At 61.4% G+C, this 17,904-nt stretch carries 19 protein-coding genes; 8 read left to right on the top strand and 11 right to left on the bottom strand.

Features of this window, described 5'->3' with window-relative positions; all coding sequences use genetic code 11:
• Positions 1-152 precede the first annotated feature (152 nt).
• Both dut and coaBC read right to left on the bottom strand, forming a co-directional pair.
• Complete coding sequence (gene dut / locus JQR87_RS17795) at positions 153-608, bottom strand: dUTP diphosphatase (protein ID WP_407294616.1); 456 nt, start codon at positions 606-608, stop codon at positions 153-155.
• A 2-nt stretch (positions 609-610) separates the two neighbouring features.
• Positions 611-1,819 carry a bifunctional phosphopantothenoylcysteine decarboxylase/phosphopantothenate--cysteine ligase CoaBC gene (coaBC, locus tag JQR87_RS17790; protein WP_407294618.1) on the bottom strand — a complete coding sequence of 403 codons (1,209 nt, stop codon included), beginning with the start codon at positions 1,817-1,819 and terminating at the stop codon, positions 611-613.
• A 120-nt stretch (positions 1,820-1,939) separates the two neighbouring features.
• Between coaBC and radC the strand changes: the two genes are divergently transcribed.
• On the top strand, positions 1,940-2,614 hold the full coding sequence (gene radC, locus JQR87_RS17785; RefSeq protein WP_407294620.1) for a RadC family protein: 675 nt from the start codon (positions 1,940-1,942) through the stop codon (positions 2,612-2,614).
• A 10-nt stretch (positions 2,615-2,624) separates the two neighbouring features.
• On the opposite strand, the gene JQR87_RS17780 is transcribed toward radC, so the two are convergent.
• Complete coding sequence (locus tag JQR87_RS17780; RefSeq protein WP_407294621.1) at positions 2,625-3,965, bottom strand: hypothetical protein; 1,341 nt, start codon at positions 3,963-3,965, stop codon at positions 2,625-2,627.
• Positions 3,966-4,412 carry a PaaI family thioesterase gene (locus tag JQR87_RS17775; RefSeq protein WP_407294622.1) on the bottom strand — a complete coding sequence of 149 codons (447 nt, stop codon included), beginning with the start codon at positions 4,410-4,412 and terminating at the stop codon, positions 3,966-3,968.
• Positions 4,413-4,562: 150 nt separating this feature from the next.
• On the opposite strand from JQR87_RS17775, the gene JQR87_RS17770 reads away from it, so the two are divergent.
• Positions 4,563-6,080, top strand: coding sequence for a 3-hydroxyacyl-CoA dehydrogenase (locus JQR87_RS17770; protein ID WP_407294624.1), 1,518 nt, complete (start codon positions 4,563-4,565; stop codon positions 6,078-6,080).
• A 179-nt stretch (positions 6,081-6,259) separates the two neighbouring features.
• Positions 6,260-6,784: a DUF962 domain-containing protein gene (locus tag JQR87_RS17765; RefSeq protein WP_407294626.1), complete on the top strand. Its 525-nt coding sequence runs from the start codon at positions 6,260-6,262 to the stop codon at positions 6,782-6,784.
• Between the two features lie 11 nt (positions 6,785-6,795).
• On the opposite strand, the gene JQR87_RS17760 is transcribed toward JQR87_RS17765, so the two are convergent.
• The 4 genes from JQR87_RS17760 to JQR87_RS17745 form a co-directional block, all read right to left on the bottom strand.
• Positions 6,796-7,545: a hypothetical protein gene (locus JQR87_RS17760; protein WP_407294627.1), complete on the bottom strand. Its 750-nt coding sequence runs from the start codon at positions 7,543-7,545 to the stop codon at positions 6,796-6,798.
• A gap of 183 nt (positions 7,546-7,728) precedes the next feature.
• On the bottom strand, positions 7,729-9,279 hold the full coding sequence (locus tag JQR87_RS17755; protein ID WP_407297646.1) for a phospholipase D family protein: 1,551 nt from the start codon (positions 9,277-9,279) through the stop codon (positions 7,729-7,731).
• A 60-nt stretch (positions 9,280-9,339) separates the two neighbouring features.
• Positions 9,340-10,650, bottom strand: coding sequence for an NAD(P)/FAD-dependent oxidoreductase (locus JQR87_RS17750; RefSeq protein ID WP_407294628.1), 1,311 nt, complete (start codon positions 10,648-10,650; stop codon positions 9,340-9,342).
• A gap of 77 nt (positions 10,651-10,727) precedes the next feature.
• Positions 10,728-11,216, bottom strand: coding sequence for an Lrp/AsnC ligand binding domain-containing protein (locus tag JQR87_RS17745; RefSeq protein WP_407294630.1), 489 nt, complete (start codon positions 11,214-11,216; stop codon positions 10,728-10,730).
• Between the two features lie 148 nt (positions 11,217-11,364).
• Between JQR87_RS17745 and dadA the strand changes: the two genes are divergently transcribed.
• From dadA to JQR87_RS17720, 5 genes are all read left to right on the top strand, one after another.
• Positions 11,365-12,660 (top strand): D-amino acid dehydrogenase, encoded by a 1,296-nt coding sequence (gene dadA, locus JQR87_RS17740; protein WP_407294631.1) that lies wholly within the window; start codon positions 11,365-11,367, stop codon positions 12,658-12,660.
• Positions 12,635-12,991 (top strand): RidA family protein, encoded by a 357-nt coding sequence (locus tag JQR87_RS17735; RefSeq protein WP_407294632.1) that lies wholly within the window; start codon positions 12,635-12,637, stop codon positions 12,989-12,991. Before dadA ends, JQR87_RS17735 begins: the two co-directional genes overlap by 26 nt.
• Positions 12,992-13,101: 110 nt before the next feature.
• A complete protein-coding gene (locus JQR87_RS17730; protein WP_407294633.1) occupies positions 13,102-13,650 on the top strand; it encodes a cupin domain-containing protein in 549 nt (182 codons plus the stop codon).
• A 160-nt stretch (positions 13,651-13,810) separates the two neighbouring features.
• A complete protein-coding gene (locus JQR87_RS17725) occupies positions 13,811-14,233 on the top strand; it encodes a c-type cytochrome (protein ID WP_407294634.1) in 423 nt (140 codons plus the stop codon).
• Positions 14,234-14,389: 156 nt separating this feature from the next.
• Positions 14,390-14,908, top strand: a complete 519-nt coding sequence (locus JQR87_RS17720) for a cupin domain-containing protein (protein ID WP_407294635.1) — start codon at positions 14,390-14,392, stop codon at positions 14,906-14,908.
• A gap of 12 nt (positions 14,909-14,920) precedes the next feature.
• Here the strand turns inward: JQR87_RS17720 and JQR87_RS17715 are convergent, their stop codons facing one another.
• The 3 genes from JQR87_RS17715 to JQR87_RS17705 form a co-directional block, all read right to left on the bottom strand.
• The gene (locus JQR87_RS17715; RefSeq protein WP_407294636.1) at positions 14,921-15,493 is read right to left on the bottom strand and encodes a xanthine phosphoribosyltransferase; all 573 of its coding nucleotides are present in this window, start codon (positions 15,491-15,493) and stop codon (positions 14,921-14,923) included.
• A gap of 196 nt (positions 15,494-15,689) precedes the next feature.
• Entirely contained in the window at positions 15,690-16,280 is a 591-nt protein-coding gene (locus JQR87_RS17710; protein ID WP_407294637.1) for a 3-keto-disaccharide hydrolase, read from the bottom strand.
• A gap of 4 nt (positions 16,281-16,284) precedes the next feature.
• Entirely contained in the window at positions 16,285-17,904 is a 1,620-nt protein-coding gene (locus JQR87_RS17705; RefSeq protein WP_407294638.1) for an alpha-amylase family protein, read from the bottom strand.

Raw genomic sequence — 17,904 nt, 5'->3', positions numbered from 1 at the left:
CAGGCCGGGCAGGAGCATCTTTACGCCTGAGCTGCGTTGCGGACTGGAGGTGGAGATGGAGGTATCGGCGGGGCTGATAACGCCGTTGTCCTTGGCGGTGCGTTTGAAGAGTTTCATGGGTCTCCTCGGTTCGTCCTGAAGAGGCGAGATTGTCAGTGGCTACCGGAATGGCCGAAACCACCTGCACCGCGTTCACTGTTGTCGAACTCGCTTACGAGCTCGAACTGCGCCTGTATCACGGGCACCAGCATCAGTTGGGCGATGCGCTCACCGACGGCAATCGTGAAGCTGGTCTGGCCGCGGTTCCAGCATGACACCATTAGCTCCCCCTGGTAGTCGGAGTCGATTAGGCCGACCAGGTTGCCCAGCACGATACCGTGCTTGTGACCCAGGCCTGAGCGCGGCAGGATCAGCGCCGCCAGGTTCGGGTCAGCGATATGGATGGAAAGGCCGGTCGGGATCAGCAGCGTCTGCCCGGGTTCAAGGGTCGCATCGGCTTGCAGCATGGCGCGCAGGTCGAGCCCGGCTGAACCGCTGGTGGCGTACGCGGGAAGGGGGAAATCCTGGCCGAGGCGGGGATCGAGTATTTTAGCTTGAAGTTTGTGCATGGTCAGGCCTGATGGTAACGGTCGGCGATAAAGGCGATCAGCTGCCGAGCGATGTGCCCCTTGCTGGCCTGGCTGAAGCGGGTTTCGTCCTGCTGGCGGTCGATCACCGTGACGGCATTTTCTTCGCTGTTGAAGCCAATGCTCGGGTTGGCGACGTCGTTGGCCACGATCAGGTCGAGGTTCTTGTCACGCAGCTTGCGCGTGGCGTACTCGAGCAGGTTTTCCGTCTCGGCTGCGAAGCCGACGCTGAACGGCCGATCTGGCCGCCCGGCCAGCGTGGCGAGGATGTCAGGATTACGGACCATCTGCAGCAGCAGGCCATCGCCCTTGGTAGGGTCCTTTTTCAATTTGTGCGGTGCGACCACTTCGGGGCGGTAATCAGCGACCGCTGCGGCGGCGATGAACAGGTCGCAAGGCATTGCCGCCTCGCACGCGGCGAGCATGTCGCGCGCGCTCACGACATCGATGCGCTGGACCCGGTCGGGTGTCGGCAGCAAGACCGGCCCGGCCACCAGCGTCACACGTGCCCCGGCTTCGGCAGCGGCCTCCGCGAGGGCAAAGCCCATTTTTCCAGAGCTGTGATTAGTGATGTAGCGCACCGGGTCGATGTTTTCCTGGGTAGGACCGGCGGTAATCAATAGATGGGTTCCGGTCAGCAGGTTGCGTTCGAAGCAATCGGCTGCGGCCTGGGCCAGGTCGTCTGCCTCGAGCATCCGGCCAAGACCGACATCGCCGCAGGCCTGGCTGCCGGATGCCGGGCCGAACAGGCGTATGCCCCGCTGCTGTAGCAACGCACGATTGGCTTGGGTGGCGGGGTCAGCCCACATGGCTTGGTTCATGGCAGGAGCCAAAGCAACCGGAGCGTTGGTCGCAAGCACCAGGGTTGTCAGAAGGTCGTTAGCGACCCCCTGTGCCAGGCGCGCCATCAGGTCGGCAGTGGCCGGCGCCACCAGTACCAGATCGGCCCAGCGTGCCAGTTCGATATGGCCCATGGCTGCTTCGGCGGCGGGGTCGAGCAGGTCCAGGTGGACAGGGTGGCCGGACAGGGCCTGGAGGGTTAGCGGCGTAATGAATTCCCGACCACCACTGGTCATCACGACGCGCACTTCGGCGCCCTGGTCGCGTAGCCGGCGCACCAGCTCCGCACTCTTGTAAGCGGCGATTCCGCCACCGACGCCCAGGACGATGCGTTTACGATAAAGCCGCTGCATAGGCCTGCCTTTCAACGGGTGAGAACTGGTTCCGGCGAGGGCCGGTTGCCGTGGATAAAAGGCCGCTAAGATAGCACAGCGCCCTCAGAGGACGAGGGGCACGCTCGACATGGAGGTGACATGAGCATACGTGATTGGCCGGCGGCGGAAAGGCCGCGGGAAAAGCTGCTGGAGCAGGGGGCAGCAGCCCTGTCAGATGCGGAACTCTTGGCCATATTCCTGCGCACCGGGGTGGCCGGAAAAAGCGCAGTGGATCTGGCGCGGTATCTGCTAAGCGAGTTCGGCAGTCTGCGGGCATTACTTGAGAGTGACCTGGCCCAGTTCAGCGGGCACCTGGGCTTGGGGCCGGCCAAATTCGCCCAGCTTCAGGCTGTACTGGAAATGGCGCGACGGCATCTGGCTGAGCGCATCCGTCGGGATTCGGCGTTGGAGAGCCCGCAGGCAGTGCGTGACTTCCTCAAGGCACGCCTGCGCCATGAACCGCACGAGCTGTTTGCTTGCCTCTTTCTCGATTCCAAACACCGGGTGCTGGCCTTCGAGGTGCTGTTTCACGGCACGATAGACGGGGCCAGCGTCTATCCCCGCCAAGTGGTCAAGCGCGCGCTGGCGCAGAACGCCGCGGCGGTCATTCTGACTCATAACCATCCATCCGGCGTGGCCGAGCCGAGCCAGGCTGACCGGCAGCTGACCCGCAGGCTCAGCGATGCGCTGGCGCTCGTTGATGTGCGGGTGCTCGACCATTTCATTGTCGGTGATGGCGAGCCGTTGTCGATGGCTGAATACGGCTGGATGTAGTCGTCACGGTTCATGCCAGCAGGGGAATCAGCAGTAGCGGGATCAATACACTCAGGACGAAGCGGCCATTCCAGCCGACGGCGATGCGCCAGGGTGACAGCTGAGCATGACGAGCCAATAACACAGCAGAGGGCCCGTAGGGCGAGAGCAGCATGGCTAGCGAAAAGCCGAACAGCAGCGCTACGGCCGGCTGCGTTACGGCCAGGCCCTGACTCGCTAGTTGTGCCAGCAGCGCGGCGCAGAGGTTCATTGAGATCAGCGGTGCGACGCCGAGTAGCGCCAACGCCATCACCGCCAGAGCGCCGATCGCACCCAGACCGAACAGTGCCATTGTCGAGCTCCCGAGCTGGTCCGCCAGGTGATGAACCGGCAACAGTGCCGCAACCAGTCCGGCGAGCAACGCCGAACAGGCAAAGATGAACGTCTCGTTGCGCATGCCGATCAACGTTTCGCTGACCTCGCTGAGGACCTGGCGCGGCGCGGTCCGCTGCCACAGCAGGACCAGGATCACGGCTGTTGGCACCGTCAGCATCGCGGCCTGGGTGGCTGACAGCCAGGTCAGCGCGGCCAGAAGGGCGATCAACGTAATGCCAATGACGCTGCCTAACAGCAGGCCATGCAAGCGGCCACCGGTTTGCCGGCTGTCCGGGCCGGCCTCGATCACGGGATATTCGGCCAGCTGTTGCAATCGGCGGTTTTCAACCGCCCAGCCGAACAAAAGCAGGATCAGCCCGCCCAGAAGCCCGAAGGGCAGCAGCGTGCTCCAGCTGAGTCCGAGCTCACGAGTCAGGATCGCCACTGCGACACTGGTCGGCGCCAGCAAAGGCACCAGGGCGAACCCTCGCAACGCTGTGACCATCACGCCGCGGCGACCTTCGCGGCGCTGATGGTCGCTGTAGGGGCGGCGCTCAAGATGGTTGTCCAGTGAACCGCAGATCAGGTTAAGCATGCCGAAACTGAGCACCGAGCTGATCGCAAACGTGCTCAGCAGATAGCCTGGATAAAGCCATTGGCGGGGGCCGGCCAATAGCAGGCGATGCAACTCGCTGAGTTGGTGCAGGCGCTTAACCAGGCAGTGCATTAGCCCCAGCGCCCCAATGAACGCCGCGTAATAGGCGGCCGATGACAGCAGGCGTGCGCCTTGCTCCCAGTTCGCCTCGCCAGACAGCAACCAGTACCCGAGCAGCGCGATGGTGACGATCCCGAGCCGCCTTGGATAGGGCATCAGCGAGCGCCAGTGCCAGACGAAAAACAGCCCCAGAAGGATGCCGCTGATAACGCTAAGCGGCTGGATTCGAGTCATCAGAGCCAGCAGCTCGAACAATAGAGCCAGCGGCAATAGCGCGGTCATCTAAGCGGGGAGCTCCCGCCGCAGAGCGCCACGCTTGAACACGCCTTCCCCGAACGCGATCAATCGATTCTGCTCGTCAAGCAAGTCGCAGCTGGCCATGAACACCTTGTGCCCGGAGGAGCGGCACCGAGCCTGCGCTCGGACGCGGCTGCCAGCAGAGGCAGCTGCGCTGAAATTGATGTTCATCGACAGCGTTAGTGCCACTCGGCGGTCGACCGGATCGGCTTCCCAGGTGCCGCACAAACCCATGGCGACATCCATCAGGGTCGCCATCACTCCGCCGTGCATGTTGCTGGCATTGTTCAGGTGGCGAGGTAACAGCTCAAGCGCGAGGGTGGCGTGTTCGGGACCATAGGCCAGCAGCTCGCAGCCGATGTCTTGGAAGAAGCCGGTAACGGACGCATGGACCTGCTGAAGCTGGTCGGGTGAGTAGTTGGAAGCTGACATGAGGTTCGATCACGGATGGCTTGCTAAGGAGACTGGCAGTCTTTAGGCTCTTGGTCAAATTAGGTGGAATGACGTTCCGCACTGCGGAATACGCATCACCTGTCAGCTCAGATCACCGAATCGCAAGGCCATCCCTGTCAGGAGGTTCCCATGTTTTCCCGTATCGGCATCATCGGGGCCGGCGCCATGGGGCGCGGCATCGCACAACTCTTCGCCAGCGCCGGCCAGCAGGTCTGGTTGTACGACAGTCACTCTGAAACCATAGACCAGGCCCTGCAGTTCAATCGCGAGCTGCTCGAGCGCAGTGTGGCCAAGGGGCGCATGAGTGCCGACGAGCTGACCGCGGTTATGAACCGCATGCAGCCTGCGCATCGGCTCTCCGATCTGTCTGGCTGCGATTTGCTGATCGAAGCGATCGTCGAAAATCTGGAGGCCAAGCAGAGCCTGTTCGTTGAACTGGAAAGTTTGATCTCTGCCGATGCCGTTCTCGCCACCAACACTTCGTCGTTATCGGTGACCCGCATCGCCAGTGCTTGTGAGCGTCCCGAACGGGTTGCTGGCTATCACTTCTTCAACCCGGTCACTCTGATGAAGCTGGTCGAAGTGGTGCGCGGTGAGCGCACCGACCCCTCGGTCATCGAGCGATTGGTGCAATTGGCCGAGCACGCCGGACACTTCCCTGCGATTACGCCGGATACCCCCGGTTTTTTGGTCAACCACGCCGGCCGTGCTTATGGCACCGAGGCGCAGCGCATCCTGAGTGAGGGCATCGCCACGCCGGAGCAGATCGACAGAATCTTGCGTGACGGCCCGGGGTTTCGGATGGGCCCGTTCGAGCTGTTCGATCTGACCGGGCTGGACATCTCTCATGCGGTGATGGAGTCGGTGCATGACCAGTTCTATTACGACGCGCGTTATACCCCTTCGTATCTCGCGGCCCAACGGGTGGCGGCCGGGTTGCTCGGACGCAAGACAGGGCGGGGGTTCTATCGCTACGAAGATGGTCAGCAGATCCGCACGCCGGAGCCTCGCTTCGAACCGGTAACCGTTGACCGGCCGTTCTGGCTCGACACGATCGATCCCGAGCTGCGCAGCCGTATCGGATCGGTCCTGCAGCAGGCTGGCGTGATCTTGGAAGACGGCGCCGAGCCGTCGGAACAGGCGATCTGTCTGATCACGCCGCTGGGAGAGGACGCGAGTAGCTACATCGAGCGGCTGGCGCTGCCAGCGGTGCGCACTATCGCCCTGGACCCATTCAGCGACCTGGAAAAGCGCCGTGTCTTGATGCGTCAGCCAGCGCTCGATCCGGCATTGGAGGCGCAGGCTCGTCAGGCGTTAGGGGGGGACGGGGTCCCGGTAGAGGTGATCAACGATTCACCGGGTTTCATCAGCCAGCGCATCGTGGCCAGTATCGTCAATCTGGGGTGTGAAATCGCTCAAAAGGGCATCGCCTCGCCGGAGACACTCGACCGTGCGGTGATGGTTGCCCTCGGCTATCCAAAAGGGCCGTTGGGGTTTGCTGCGCACTACAACCCGGCACGCATTCTTACCATTCTCGAGGGTATGCAGCGCTGCTATGGTCACGAGCCGCGCTATCGCCCGAGCCCTTGGCTGCGGCGCCGGGTGCAGCTCGGTCTGCCGTTGACGGCTCCCGATCAGGCGCGCTGACCGGAAGCTTTGCCACAGGTGGCTCTGGGGTGGCCTGCGATCGGGTCTCTGTCCGGAACCTTGGCTGCATCGCTGGATGGCACAAGCGCCATGGCTTTTGGCGCTACATCACTACTTGGCGGCGCTTGGCGCAACCCCAGGCTGGCTAAGCTTGCCAAACAGGCTATCCGGAGTTTGCAATGAAAACGCTAACCGATCATCTCGCCCAGTACGCGGCCTACCACCGAGACCCGCGGAATCTGCTCAGTCACTTCATCGGCATTCCGATGATCGTGCTGGCTGTCGCGGTATTACTGTCTCGTCCCGGCGTGGAGGCATTCGGACTCTGGCTGAGCCCGGTTTTATTGGTCGCCTCGATCTCAACGCTGTTCTATCTTCGGCTGGATGTACGCTTCGGCGTGCTCATGGGGGCGCTGCTGGTGCTCTGCGCCTGGATAGGCGCAGCGCTCGCCCAGCAATCGACAACTCGATGGCTGAGCGCCGGGGGCGGTTTGTTCCTGGTTGGTTGGGCCATCCAGTTCATCGGACACTACTTCGAAGGGCGCAAGCCGGCATTCATCGACGATTTGAGCGGGCTGATCATTGGACCACTGTTCGTCGTCGCTGAGCTGGGCTTCATCTTCGGCTTGCGCGAACCCCTGCGCCACGCTATCGAAGAGCGGGTTGGCCCGGTTCGGTTGCGACGGGTGTCGGCTGACGCCTGACGGTCGCGCACTCAATCAGGTGCGATCGCCATCCATTGGTCGCTGAGGCTGCGCGCGTGGCGGTCAACCATGATCGGGGCGAAAGCGCGGCCTGACGCAGTGTTGAAGCTGTTGTTGCCACTGTTCATGTCTTCAAGCGCAACCTTGAGAAACTCCCAGCGGGTCTTCAGTTTCGCAATGGCTGCGTTCGATTTGCCGTCCAGCGTCGCCAGTTGCTCGTCGATCGACGGCACGAGCCGACGCTCGTCCTGGCCAAGGTAGGTGTCTGGTTGTTCGCGCGCGGTTTCGAATGAACCAACATAGGCGCGGCTTAGGTACTGCACGGTGAGGTATTCAACCTTGGCCGGAAGCTCAGCGCGTACATTGGCGCCTTGCTGGCTGCGCACCGCCGTCAGAAAATCGCGCAGCGCCTTGCTCATCTGCAGTGGCCAGCCCCAAGGCATGTCGTCTTCCTGGTAACCGAAGCCTGCCCCTTCGCGGAGCGTTGTCTGCAACACCTGATGCGTTTGGTGAAGGTCATCGCCGGCGCCGGGAAAGCGCTTGACCGTGTCAGCCAGCGCCTCCAGGTCGCTTTCCATTCTGGCTAGGTGCGCCTTCTGAAAGCCCTCGCCACGGTAGAGCAATAGGCTGCTGGTGGCACGGTTGGCATGGATCTGCATGCTCTCCAGCGGGGTGAAGGTTTGTGCTTGAGCAGGAATGATTCCCGCTTGGAACCCGCACGCCAGCAGAACTACCATCCATAGCCATTTGCGATGATTCATGTCGCGCTCCTTTTTATTTTTATAGAAGCAAGTGTCTGGCTGTCGAACCAGCACGGCATCAGCCTGTTAGCCTAGCCAAGGGGTGGCACTCTGTTATCACACAAAGGCGCTATTTTTTGAGGCTCGGCCATTTGAGCGGCAAGATTGGCGGAAGTGTCACGAAACCTCGCCTTTACAGGCCGTTCAGAGCATCCGTTCCAGCCCGATGACCCGGCTGAGCCAGGCATTGAATCGCCGCCAGGCACCGCCTGGTTCGTGCAGCAATACTTTATGCTGACCGTCATCTTCAGCGATCCAGACCAGCCGAGAACTGCCGTTGCGCTCGATCAATCGCACTTCATAGCTGACGGCGGGCGAAGTGCCCTCCTGCGTTAGCTCGTGCACTTCGCTCGCCAGCTCGGGGCTGTCTATGAGAATGCCGACCTCGGTATTCCACAGGACAGAGCGGGGGTCGAAGTTCAGCGAGCCGAGGAACACTCGTTCCCGGTCGAACACCGCAGCCTTACTGTGCAGGCTGGACTCAGATTCGCCACTGATGCTGATGCGGGTGTCCTGGTCGGGTTGCCGACGCAGCTCGAACAGCCTTACTCCCGCCCGTAGTAGCTCCGCACGGTAGGGAGCATATCCGCCATGGACGGCGGGCACGTCGGTGGCTTCGAGGGAATTGGTCAGGACTTGCACTGCAACGCCATTTCGAGCGTGGCTGGCCAGGTATTCCGCGCCTTGCTCGGTTGGCACGAAGTACGCGGAGATCAATGTCAGCGATCGTCTTACGCCGTCCATGCTCGGTTGCAGCTGGGTGGTTAGCAGCAGGCTTTCATTAGGGATGCCGGGCGCTTCGATCTTGTCGGGGTGATCCCAGAGCGCTTCGCCTGGTGCCCAGATCAGATCGGCCAGCCAGTCGCGCGGTAACGGCTCCTGCACACCGCTCATCAGGTGCTGATATCGGCGTTCGTCCTTGCTTCGTTCGGCCTGCAGGTATTGGGTGATATCGAGGCGCGCCAGCTCGAGCTCGTCAACGCTGGGCGGATGGTGCAGGAATTCCTGGATTGGCACGCTTAGCTGATGATTCCAGTACTGATCGAAGCTCACGGCCAGCTGTGCAGCGACCGTGCCGGCCGCCAGCAGGTCAATGTCGGTGAAGTTGAATCCCTGATCTGCATCGAAGTACTCGTCGCCCAGATTGCGACCTCCGACGATCGCGAGGGTGCTGTCGGCGAGCATCAGCTTGTTGTGCATGCGCCGGTGTTGCTTGGATAAATTCAGCAGGCGGCCAAGGGTGCGGGTAACGGCATTACTGCGACCGGCATGTAATGGATTGAACACGCGAATCATTATGTTCGGGTGGGCTGCGAGCGTGGCGATCTGGTAATCACTGCCGTCGCTGGTGGTATCGTCGAGCAGCAGGCGGACCCGAACGCCACGGTCGGCAGCTCGCAGCACTTCCTCGATCAGTGCACGGGTGCTCAGCCCGTCGTGGACGATGTAGTACTGTACGTCGAGGCTCGTTCGGGCTTCGCGGATCAGCCTCATGCGCGCCGAAAAAGCGTCCGCGCTGTCCGCCAGCAGGCGGAAACCGGATGTACCCTCAGCTTGCCCTGCCGCCTGAGTCTCGACTCGCTGGGCCAGCGCCGAAGCATCGTTGGGTAGCGCAAAGGACGTTGGGGCCGGTGTGATCTGGCCGGCACAGCCAGCCAGGAACAGCACTGCCACTAGCAGCAGGTGCATGCGCAGGGTCACTCCTGTCGATTGTTATCTTCCTCAACAGCTTGGACGCCAGCGCAACGGCGAAATTCAGAACTCGTCTTTGAGTCGATGCCAGAGCATGCCGAGTGCGAGCAGGGGGGAGCGCAGCCGCTGTCCACCCGGGAAGGTCGGGTGTGGCACGCGGGCGAACAGATCGAAACGCCCTTCGGCCTGTCCGGCGATGGCCTCGCCCAGCAACCGCCCGGCGAGGTGTGTCGCATTCAAGCCGTGACCCGCGTACGCTTGGGCATAGAACACGTTGGGCTGCTCCGGCAATCGACCGATTTGCGGCAGGCGATTCGCGCCGATACCGATCATGCCGCCCCATTGGAAATCGATGCGCACCGCCTTTAGCTGCGGAAACACATCGAGCATCTTTGGCTGCATATAGGCCGCGATGTCTTTTGGGTCACGACCGGAGTAATGGCAAGCACCGCCAAACAGCAGGCGTCCATCTGCCGACAGGCGAAAGTAATCCAGCGCGACACGCTGGTCGCAGACCGCCATGTTCTGTGGCAGTAGTTCCTGCCTGACCGCCTCTGGCAAAGGTTCGGTGGCAATGATGTAACTGCCGGCGGGTAGCACCTTGCCGGCCAGTGATTTGTTCAGCGAGCCCAGATAGGCATTCCCGGCCAGCACGAGCTGCTTGGCATGTACGCTGCCCTGCGCTGTGTGGACGCGAACCTGGCTGCCATAGTCGATTCGTTCGACTGCGGATCGCTCGTACAGCTGAACGCCAAGTGACTTCGCCGCAGCGGCTTCACCCAGTGCCAGGTTGAGGGGGTGGAGGTGGCCAGACCCCATATCGATCAGGCCGCCCACATAGCGATCGGAGCCGATGACCTCGCGCATGGCCTCCTTCGGCACGCGCCGTAAGGTATGTGGATAACCCAGACGCTGAAGGTCTGCGTAGTCCGCATCGAAGCCATCAAGATGACGTTGTTTCGTTGCCAGATCGCAATAGCCCCAGGTCAAGTCGCAGTCGATGGCGTAACGCTCGATGCGCTCGCGAACGATATCCACCGCTTCGAAACCCATGCGTTTGAGGCTGTCCACGCCCTCTTCACCCAGCACTGGCTGAAACTGCTCGACGTCGTGCCCTACGCCGCGAATCAGCTGCCCGCCGTTGCGCCCGCTGGCACCCCACCCGATGCGATGGGCTTCCAGCAGGACCACAGACAACCCGCGTTCGGCTAGCTCGATTGCGGTATTGAGGCCGCTGAAGCCGCCGCCGACAATGCAGACGTCGGCCTGTTGTTCGCCCTGCAAGGGCATGAACTCAAGCGGTTGATTGACACTGGCGGCGTAGTAGGACGCGGCGTGGTCGTGCGAGGTTGAGGCCGAGTGGCGGTGAGTCATGGTTGAGCCTTGAACGATTTGCCTGGCCGAAGGGTAGACCGGACAGGCCTTGCTCGGCAAAAGCGCAGCGTATCGGATCAATCCGGAACGGGCAGCTCCAAAGACTCCTTTACCTCTTCCATGACGATGTAGCTCTTGGACTCGCGCACATGTGGCAGTTTGAGCAGGATATCTCCGAGCAATTTGCGATACGACGCCATTTCAGAAATGCGGGCCTTGATCAAATAGTCGAAGTCGCCCGAAACCAGGTGACACTCCAGCACATGCGGTAGCTTCAGCACGGCGCGGCGAAACTCCTCGAAGATGTCGCCGGACTTGTAGGACAGGCTGATCTCCACGAATACCAGCAAGCCGCCTTTCAGATGCTGCGGGTTCAGCCTCGCGGTGTACCCCATGATGATGCCCTCACGCTCCAGACGCCTGACGCGCTCCGTGCAGGGTGTGGTCGACAGGCCGATACGCTCGCCGAGTTCCGTGAAGGGCATGCGTCCGTCAGTCTGTAACAGGCGGAGTATCTGGCGGTCGATCTTGTCCAGTTCGCGGCGGGTCTGGTGCTTGGTTCGCATTAGGCATATCGCCTCTGGAATAGCCTTTTCAGGCGTGAATTAATCGCAAATATAGCTTCATATATAGCGAAAAACACTGCCTTACGCTTTCTATACTTCGCATCAACAGTGACTCGAAAAAGCCCGTTAGCACGGGTGGGAGACGACGATGCGTGTTCTGGTGATGGGAAGCGGCGTGATCGGTACCACCAGTGCCTACTATCTGGCTCGGGCCGGTTTCGAGGTCGTGGTTGTCGACCGTCAGCCAGCCGTGGCGATGGAGACGAGCTTCGCCAACGCTGGTCAGGTTTCCCCCGGCTACGCGTCGCCCTGGGCCGCCCCCGGCGTGCCGCTCAAGGCGATGAAATGGCTGATGCAACGTCATGCGCCGCTCGCCATCAAGCTCACCGGCGATATCCACCAGTACCTCTGGATGGCGCAGATGCTGCGTAACTGTACGGCCGCACGCTATGCCGTGAACAAGGAGCGCATGGTGCGACTGTCTGAGTACAGCCGCGATTGCCTGGATGAGTTACGTGCTGAAACTGGTATCGACTACGAAGGGCGGCAATGCGGTACGACTCAGCTGTTCCGCACGCAGGCGCAGCTCGACAACGCGGCCAAGGACATCGCTGTGCTGGATGCCTCTGGCGTACCCTATGAACTGCTTGATCGTGCTGGCATCGCGCGCGCCGAGCCGGCGCTGGCCACGGTTTCGGAAAGACTCAGTGGGGCGCTTCGCCTGCCCAACGATCAGACCGGTGATTGCCAGATGTTCACCACCAAGCTCGCGGACATGGCTCGCAAGCTGGGTGTCGAGTTCCGTTTCAATCAGGGCATCGAGCGGCTGCAATTCGCGGGCAATCGGCTCGAAGGCGTCTGGATCGACGGCCAGCTGGAGAAGGCTGATCGCTATGTGCTGGCGCTGGGCAGCTACAGTCCGCAGATGCTCAAGCCGCTTGGCATACGCGCGCCCGTCTATCCGCTCAAGGGCTACTCGTTGACCGTACCGATCAGCGACCCCTCGATGGCACCGGTTTCCACCGTGCTCGACGAGACTTACAAGGTTGCCATCACCCGCTTCGAGCAGCGTATTCGCGTCGGCGGCATGGCTGAAATTGCCGGACATGATCTGTCACTCAATCCACGTCGCCGGGATACTTTGGAGATGGTCGTTGGCGACCTCTTTCCGCAGGGCGGCGATCCGAGCAGCGCCGAACTCTGGACCGGTCTACGCCCGGCCACCCCGGACGGTACGCCGATCATCGGCGGCACACGCTATCGTAACCTGTATCTAAATACCGGACACGGTACTCTTGGCTGGACCATGGCCTGTGGTTCCGGACGCTTGCTGGCCGACATGCTGGCTCAAAAACGCACGCAGATCAGTACCGACGGCCTCGATATTTCCCGCTACGGCACCCAGAAGGAATCGCACAATGCCCATACAGCGCCTGCACACTAACGCTCGCATGAGCCAGATCGTCATCCACGGCAACACGGTTTATCTGGCCGGTCAGGTAGGCGAGGACATGAGCGCGGGGATCGAACAACAAACCCGCCAGACGCTCGATAATATCGAGCGTCTCCTGCAGCAGGCTGGTACCGATAAGCAGCACATCCTCTCGGTGACCATCTACCTGAAAGACATCGACGCCGATTTCGCCGGCATGAATGCCGTCTGGGATCAGTGGCTTCCCGAAGGCGTCGCGCCTGCGCGCGCCACGGTAGAGGCCAAGCTTTGCGAGCCGGAGATCCTGGTCGAGCTGTCCGTCGTGGCCGCACTGCCGGCTTAACCGGATCGCAACACGGGATGATTGGTCATTTCGTCCCGTTGTGTTGAAAATACTGAACGCCCTCGCCATCATAGCGCCCTCAACAATCGCTCTTATTGGGGGCTCCCGTATTGGACGTCGGTGCTCGGCTGCAAACCATCCGCAAGCTCAAGGGTTTGTCCCAGCGTGAACTCGCCAAGCGTGCAGGCGTTACCAACAGCACGATATCCATGATCGAGAAAAATAGCGTCAGCCCGTCCATCAGTTCGCTGAAGAAGGTGCTGAGCGGCATCCCCATGTCGTTGGTTGAGTTCTTCTCGCCTGATTTCGATCAGGACGCCGATACCCAGGTCGTTTATAAAGCTGGCGAGCTGATCGATATTTCCGACGGTGCCGTCAGCATGAAGCTGGTTGGCAAGGCCCATCCAGGCCGCGCGATTGCCTTTCTCGCCGAAACTTATCCACCCGGGGCGGATACAGGCACGGACATGCTTTCGCATCAGGGGGAGGAGGCTGGGATGCTGGTTGAAGGGCGTCTGGAACTGACCGTCAGCGGCCAGAGTTACATTCTTGAAAGCGGCGATAGCTACTACTTCGAAAGCAGCAAGCCGCATCGCTTCCGCAATCCATTCGAGGCGCCTGCCAAGCTGATCAGCGCCACGACACCAGCCAATTTCTAGGTCGCGGCAGACCTGTGGCATCCCTGTTGGCTGTGCGACAAAGCGTCGCTGGGGATGGCAGGGCCTTTCGTATTGTTTCGGCGGGCATGGCTTGCCGTTATACTGACCACCGCTCGCGATACCGTGGCCGCGAGCGTGTCTAGCCACATGAGGGTATAAGGTGAACCTGATTAAGAAGATCCTGGTAGCGCAGGCTGCCGTAGTTGCCCTATGGGCAGTGAGCGCTCAGGCTGCGACCAACGATGACATCGCCGAACGCCTCAAGCCGGTGGGTAGTGTCTGTATCCAGGGCGAGGAATGCGCAGCGGCCGGTCCAGCAGCTGCTTCGGCTGGTGGCGGAGCTCGCAGCGGTGAAGAAGTGGTCGCCAAGTTCTGTAATGCCTGTCATGGCACCGGTTTGCTGAATTCGCCAAAGGTTGGCGATGCTGCTGCCTGGCAAGCCCACGCCGACAAGGCGGGTGGTCTGGACGGCTTGTTGGCCAATGCCATCACAGGCATTAACGCCATGCCGCCGAAAGGCACCTGCGCTGACTGCTCGGATGACGAATTGCTCGCCGCAATCAAGCAAATGTCCGGTCTGTAACAGGCGCAGCCAAGCGTCAGCCGGTCAGTCAAAGCCGCCCTCGGGCGGCTTTGTCGTTTCTGGTTGGGGAGAAAAGCTGCACGGCGCTGGGTCGAAACTTGAAACCCGTACCCTGGACATTGGCGACGCCGGTCCAGGCAAGAAGATGAGGTGCCCATGCCCAGTTCCGCCCCGCAACCCGAGCAACTTCACTTTTCCAGCGACGGCCGTACGCCGAACAGCTCGCACCCGGTGCTGGTGTACCGGCAGCTGCCGCTCGCTGACAACGACTATGCCAGCGCGTTCGAAAATCTGTTCAACAGCCATCTGTGGCCGGCCCAGTGGCGCGCGGGTGTGTATGGTTATCACCATTACCATTCCACCGCCCATGAAGTGCTAGGGGTATCGCGTGGTTCGGCGCGGCTGATGCTCGGCGGCGAGCAAGGGCAGGAAGTCGAGGTGTGCGCAGGCGACGCGCTGGTATTGCCAGCCGGCACCGGCCACTGCCAGCTCAGCGCCAGCGATGATTTCGAAGTGGTGGGCGGTTATCCCGTTGATCAGGAATACGATCTGCTGCGCCCGGATGCCGCTCACCATGACGAGGCAAGAGCGCGCGCTCAGCGGGTCGGCGTTCCGGTAAGCGATCCGGTTGCCGGCACGCAGGGCGCGTTGGTTGGCCTGTGGCGCAAGGAATAAGCGTTCGGTCGCTTACTCGACGAACACCACCTGGCCGTCGCTGAGGGCGGCCACGCGCGCCAGTGATTCGACCCGGAAACCCGCTTCTTCGAGCTCCTGCCGGCCTGCCTGAAACGACTTTTCGATGACGATGCCGAGTCCGGCGATGCTCGCGCCTGCCTGCTGGATGATGGAGATCAGCCCCTTGGCTGCTTTGCCGTTGGCCAGGAAATCGTCGATAACCAGCACCCGATCACTGGGCGACAGGTGGTTGGTTGAAATCGCGATGGTGCTCTCGACCTGCTTGGTGAAGGAGTACACCGAGGCTGTCAGCAAGTGATCGGTCAAGGTCAGCGACTGATGCTTGCGGGCAAAGATCACCGGTACGCCCAGTTCCAGGCCGGCCATTATCGCCGGAGCAATGCCCGACGCTTCGATCGTGACGATCTTTGTGATCTTCTCGTCGCGGAACCGGCGAGCAAATTCCTGACCGATCTGCTGCATCAGCATGGGATCAATCTGGTGGTTCAGGAACGCATCGACCTTGAGTACGCGGTCGGAGAGTACGATGCCTTCATTGCGGATCTTCTGTTTCAGCTGTTCCACGAACGCGCTACCTCAAGCGTGAGCGGCCGGGTTGCCTGACGAATCGGGGGGGGGGGGCCGAAAAACCAGTTGGGCGCTGCGCCATAAAGGCGAGCGCCCAGCTCGTTTTGATCCAGCGCCCATTCGTCACGGCTTACCGCAGCCTGGAAAGCCGCGCATTCTCGCTCAATTCGATGCGCGGGTCCAAGTGGACCGTTCAGTCCAATGTTTCTATCGACAGGCGGCGGAAACGCACCGCTTCGCCGTGGTGCTGCAGCACAAGGTGGCCTTCGGCGGCCCTGGCAAAACGGGGGTAGCCGCTGAACTTGCTGCCGGCTATGCGCGCCTGCACGGCCGGATCATCAAGGCGATAGCGCAGTACGCAGCGTCCGGCCAGCCAATGCTCGATTTCGCCGTTGCGGGCGCTCAGGGCGGCTTCGATGAACCGCTCGGGCTCGATTGCCGTCTCCAGTTCCGGTGGCAGCAGCCCGTACAGCGCGCCGTTGCGTGTCGTGGGTTGGCGACCATCAGGGTGCGCCTGGTCATCGAGCAGTTGCATTTCCGGCCCGCTCTGCCAGCTGAGTTCGGTATTTTCTTCGACGCGGCAGAACAGGCCGGAGTTGCCCCCAGCAGGCAGGGCAAATTCCAGGCGCAGCACGAAGTCGCGGTAACGCTGCCGCGAGATCAGGTCGACCCGTCGTGTGCCGGCGATGGCATGCAGTTCATCGTCCTCCACACGCCAGCAATCATCGGGAAAGCCGTCTCCGTGCCAGGCGCGCCACTGGGACGCATCAAGTTGTTTGATCATGAGCTTATCCAAACAGTTGCTGTTTGCGCCGCAGCCAACGGTAGCCATACGGCCCTAGACGGATCTTGAGCGGCGAGCCTTCGGGCTGGTCGTAGTTGCAATCAGCGAGCACGTCGACCATGTCCTGTAAGTCGTCCGCAGTGATCTCCACGGTCGTTTCCTTGTCGACCAGGTTGACCAGCATGAGTACGGTGGAGCCATTGTCATGGCGAATGCCAAACACGGCCGGATCGTCGACCTCCACCGTCTCGCGCTTGCCGATGCCGATCTCACGCAGCCCGATGCGGGTACGGATCATGTTGCCAGTGCGCGCCATCAAAGAATCGCTGCGCAGGGTCTGCGCGAATACGTTGATCTTCTCGAAGGCAAAGGGTCCTTCGTCGATCAGGGGCGCCGCCAGCTCACCGTTCGTGCAGGAGAAGCCTGCGTTGGGTTCGTTGGACCATTGCATGGGTGTGCGTACGGCTTGTCGTTCGGGGCGCTCCATGTCATCGCCCATGCCGATTTCTTCGCCGTAGCGGATGATCGGGGTGCCGGGTAGTGAGAACAGCAGGGCATGAGTGGCGGCAATGCGTCGTTCATCGCCATCAAGCATCGGTGCCAGTCGCCGACGAATCCCTCGGTTGTAGGCGCGCATCTTCGGATCGGGCGCGAAGGTGTCCATCACTTCGTTTCGCTCGCTTTCTTCCAGCCGGTCGAGGCTCAACTCGTCATGGTTGCGAATCCAGAGCGCGTATTGCGAATGACTGGGCGGCAGCGGCTGGCTGTTGAGGGCGCGGGTGAGGGGCGCGGCCTGTTGCCGCGCCAGCGCCAGGAACAGATGGTTGTTGGTCCAGAAATCCAGCAGCAGGGTGACGCGGTCGGCCTCGTCGCCGAAATACTCGACGTACTTCTCCGGGTCGGTGTCGATCTCACCGAGCAGTACCGTCTCAGGCCGGCGCATGGTGACGAAATCTCGCATGTGTTCGAGCAGCCAGTATCCTTTTTTCAGGTCACCGCCACCGGCCTGGCGAACCATGTGCACAGCCGCATCGATGCGGAACCCGGACACGCCCAGGCGCAGCCAGAACGACATGATGCGTTCGATTTCGTGGATAACCCGTGGGTTGGTCAGGTCCAGGTCCGGCTCGTGCTTGTAGAACAGGTGACGATAGTACTGGCCGGCTTCCTCGTCCCAGGTCCAGATGCTGTCCTCGACGGTCGGGAAGATCGGTTCCATGGAATCATCCGGCTCGTCCGCCCAGATGTAGTAGTCGCGGTAGGGCGAGTTTCGATCGCGGCGTGCTTCCTGAAACCACTTGTGTTCGATGGACGTGTGCTGCACCAGTAACTCGACGATAACGTGGAGGCCCAGCTCCTCGGCTTTTTCCAGCAGCGCGACCATGTCGGCGAGATCACCGAAGCGCGGCGCGATCTGCAAGTGATCGGTGACGTCGTAGCCGGCATCGAGAAATGGAGACTCGTAGCACGGCATGATCCACACGGCCGTCGCACCCAGGCCGCGGATGTAGTCCAAGCGCTCGGTGATCCCGCGCAGATCGCCGCAGCCATCGCCGTTGCTGTCGCGGAACAGGGCGGGGTCGACCTGATAGATCACGGCGTTGCGGTACCAGAGTGGGCGCAT

Origin of the sequence: Stutzerimonas stutzeri (genome assembly GCF_051028275.1) — a bacterium.
In the GTDB taxonomy this organism is placed as follows: Bacteria; Pseudomonadota; Gammaproteobacteria; order Pseudomonadales; family Pseudomonadaceae; genus Stutzerimonas; species Stutzerimonas stutzeri_AS.
This window is presented reverse-complemented; position numbering and strand designations above follow the sequence as displayed.

Excerpts from the sequence above, each read along its gene's own strand:
- JQR87_RS17705 (WP_407294638.1), bottom strand. The coding sequence starts at position 17,904 with ATGCGCCCACTCTGGTACCGCAACGCCGTGATCTATCAGGTCGACCCC.
- coaBC (WP_407294618.1), bottom strand. The coding sequence starts at position 1,819 with ATGCAGCGGCTTTATCGTAAACGCATCGTCCTGGGCGTCGGTGGCGGA.
- JQR87_RS17720 (WP_407294635.1), top strand. The coding sequence starts at position 14,390 with ATGCCCAGTTCCGCCCCGCAACCCGAGCAACTTCACTTTTCCAGCGAC.
- JQR87_RS17770 (WP_407294624.1), top strand. The coding sequence starts at position 4,563 with ATGTTTTCCCGTATCGGCATCATCGGGGCCGGCGCCATGGGGCGCGGC.
- radC (WP_407294620.1), top strand. The coding sequence starts at position 1,940 with ATGAGCATACGTGATTGGCCGGCGGCGGAAAGGCCGCGGGAAAAGCTG.
- JQR87_RS17745 (WP_407294630.1), bottom strand. The coding sequence starts at position 11,216 with ATGCGAACCAAGCACCAGACCCGCCGCGAACTGGACAAGATCGACCGC.
- JQR87_RS17760 (WP_407294627.1), bottom strand. The coding sequence starts at position 7,545 with ATGAATCATCGCAAATGGCTATGGATGGTAGTTCTGCTGGCGTGCGGG.
- dut (WP_407294616.1), bottom strand. The coding sequence starts at position 608 with ATGCACAAACTTCAAGCTAAAATACTCGATCCCCGCCTCGGCCAGGAT.
- JQR87_RS17710 (WP_407294637.1), bottom strand. The coding sequence starts at position 16,280 with ATGATCAAACAACTTGATGCGTCCCAGTGGCGCGCCTGGCACGGAGAC.
- JQR87_RS17750 (WP_407294628.1), bottom strand. The coding sequence starts at position 10,650 with ATGACTCACCGCCACTCGGCCTCAACCTCGCACGACCACGCCGCGTCC.
- JQR87_RS17765 (WP_407294626.1), top strand. The coding sequence starts at position 6,260 with ATGAAAACGCTAACCGATCATCTCGCCCAGTACGCGGCCTACCACCGA.
- JQR87_RS17775 (WP_407294622.1), bottom strand. The coding sequence starts at position 4,412 with ATGTCAGCTTCCAACTACTCACCCGACCAGCTTCAGCAGGTCCATGCG.
- JQR87_RS17735 (WP_407294632.1), top strand. The coding sequence starts at position 12,635 with ATGCCCATACAGCGCCTGCACACTAACGCTCGCATGAGCCAGATCGTC.
- dadA (WP_407294631.1), top strand. The coding sequence starts at position 11,365 with ATGCGTGTTCTGGTGATGGGAAGCGGCGTGATCGGTACCACCAGTGCC.
- JQR87_RS17780 (WP_407294621.1), bottom strand. The coding sequence starts at position 3,965 with ATGACCGCGCTATTGCCGCTGGCTCTATTGTTCGAGCTGCTGGCTCTG.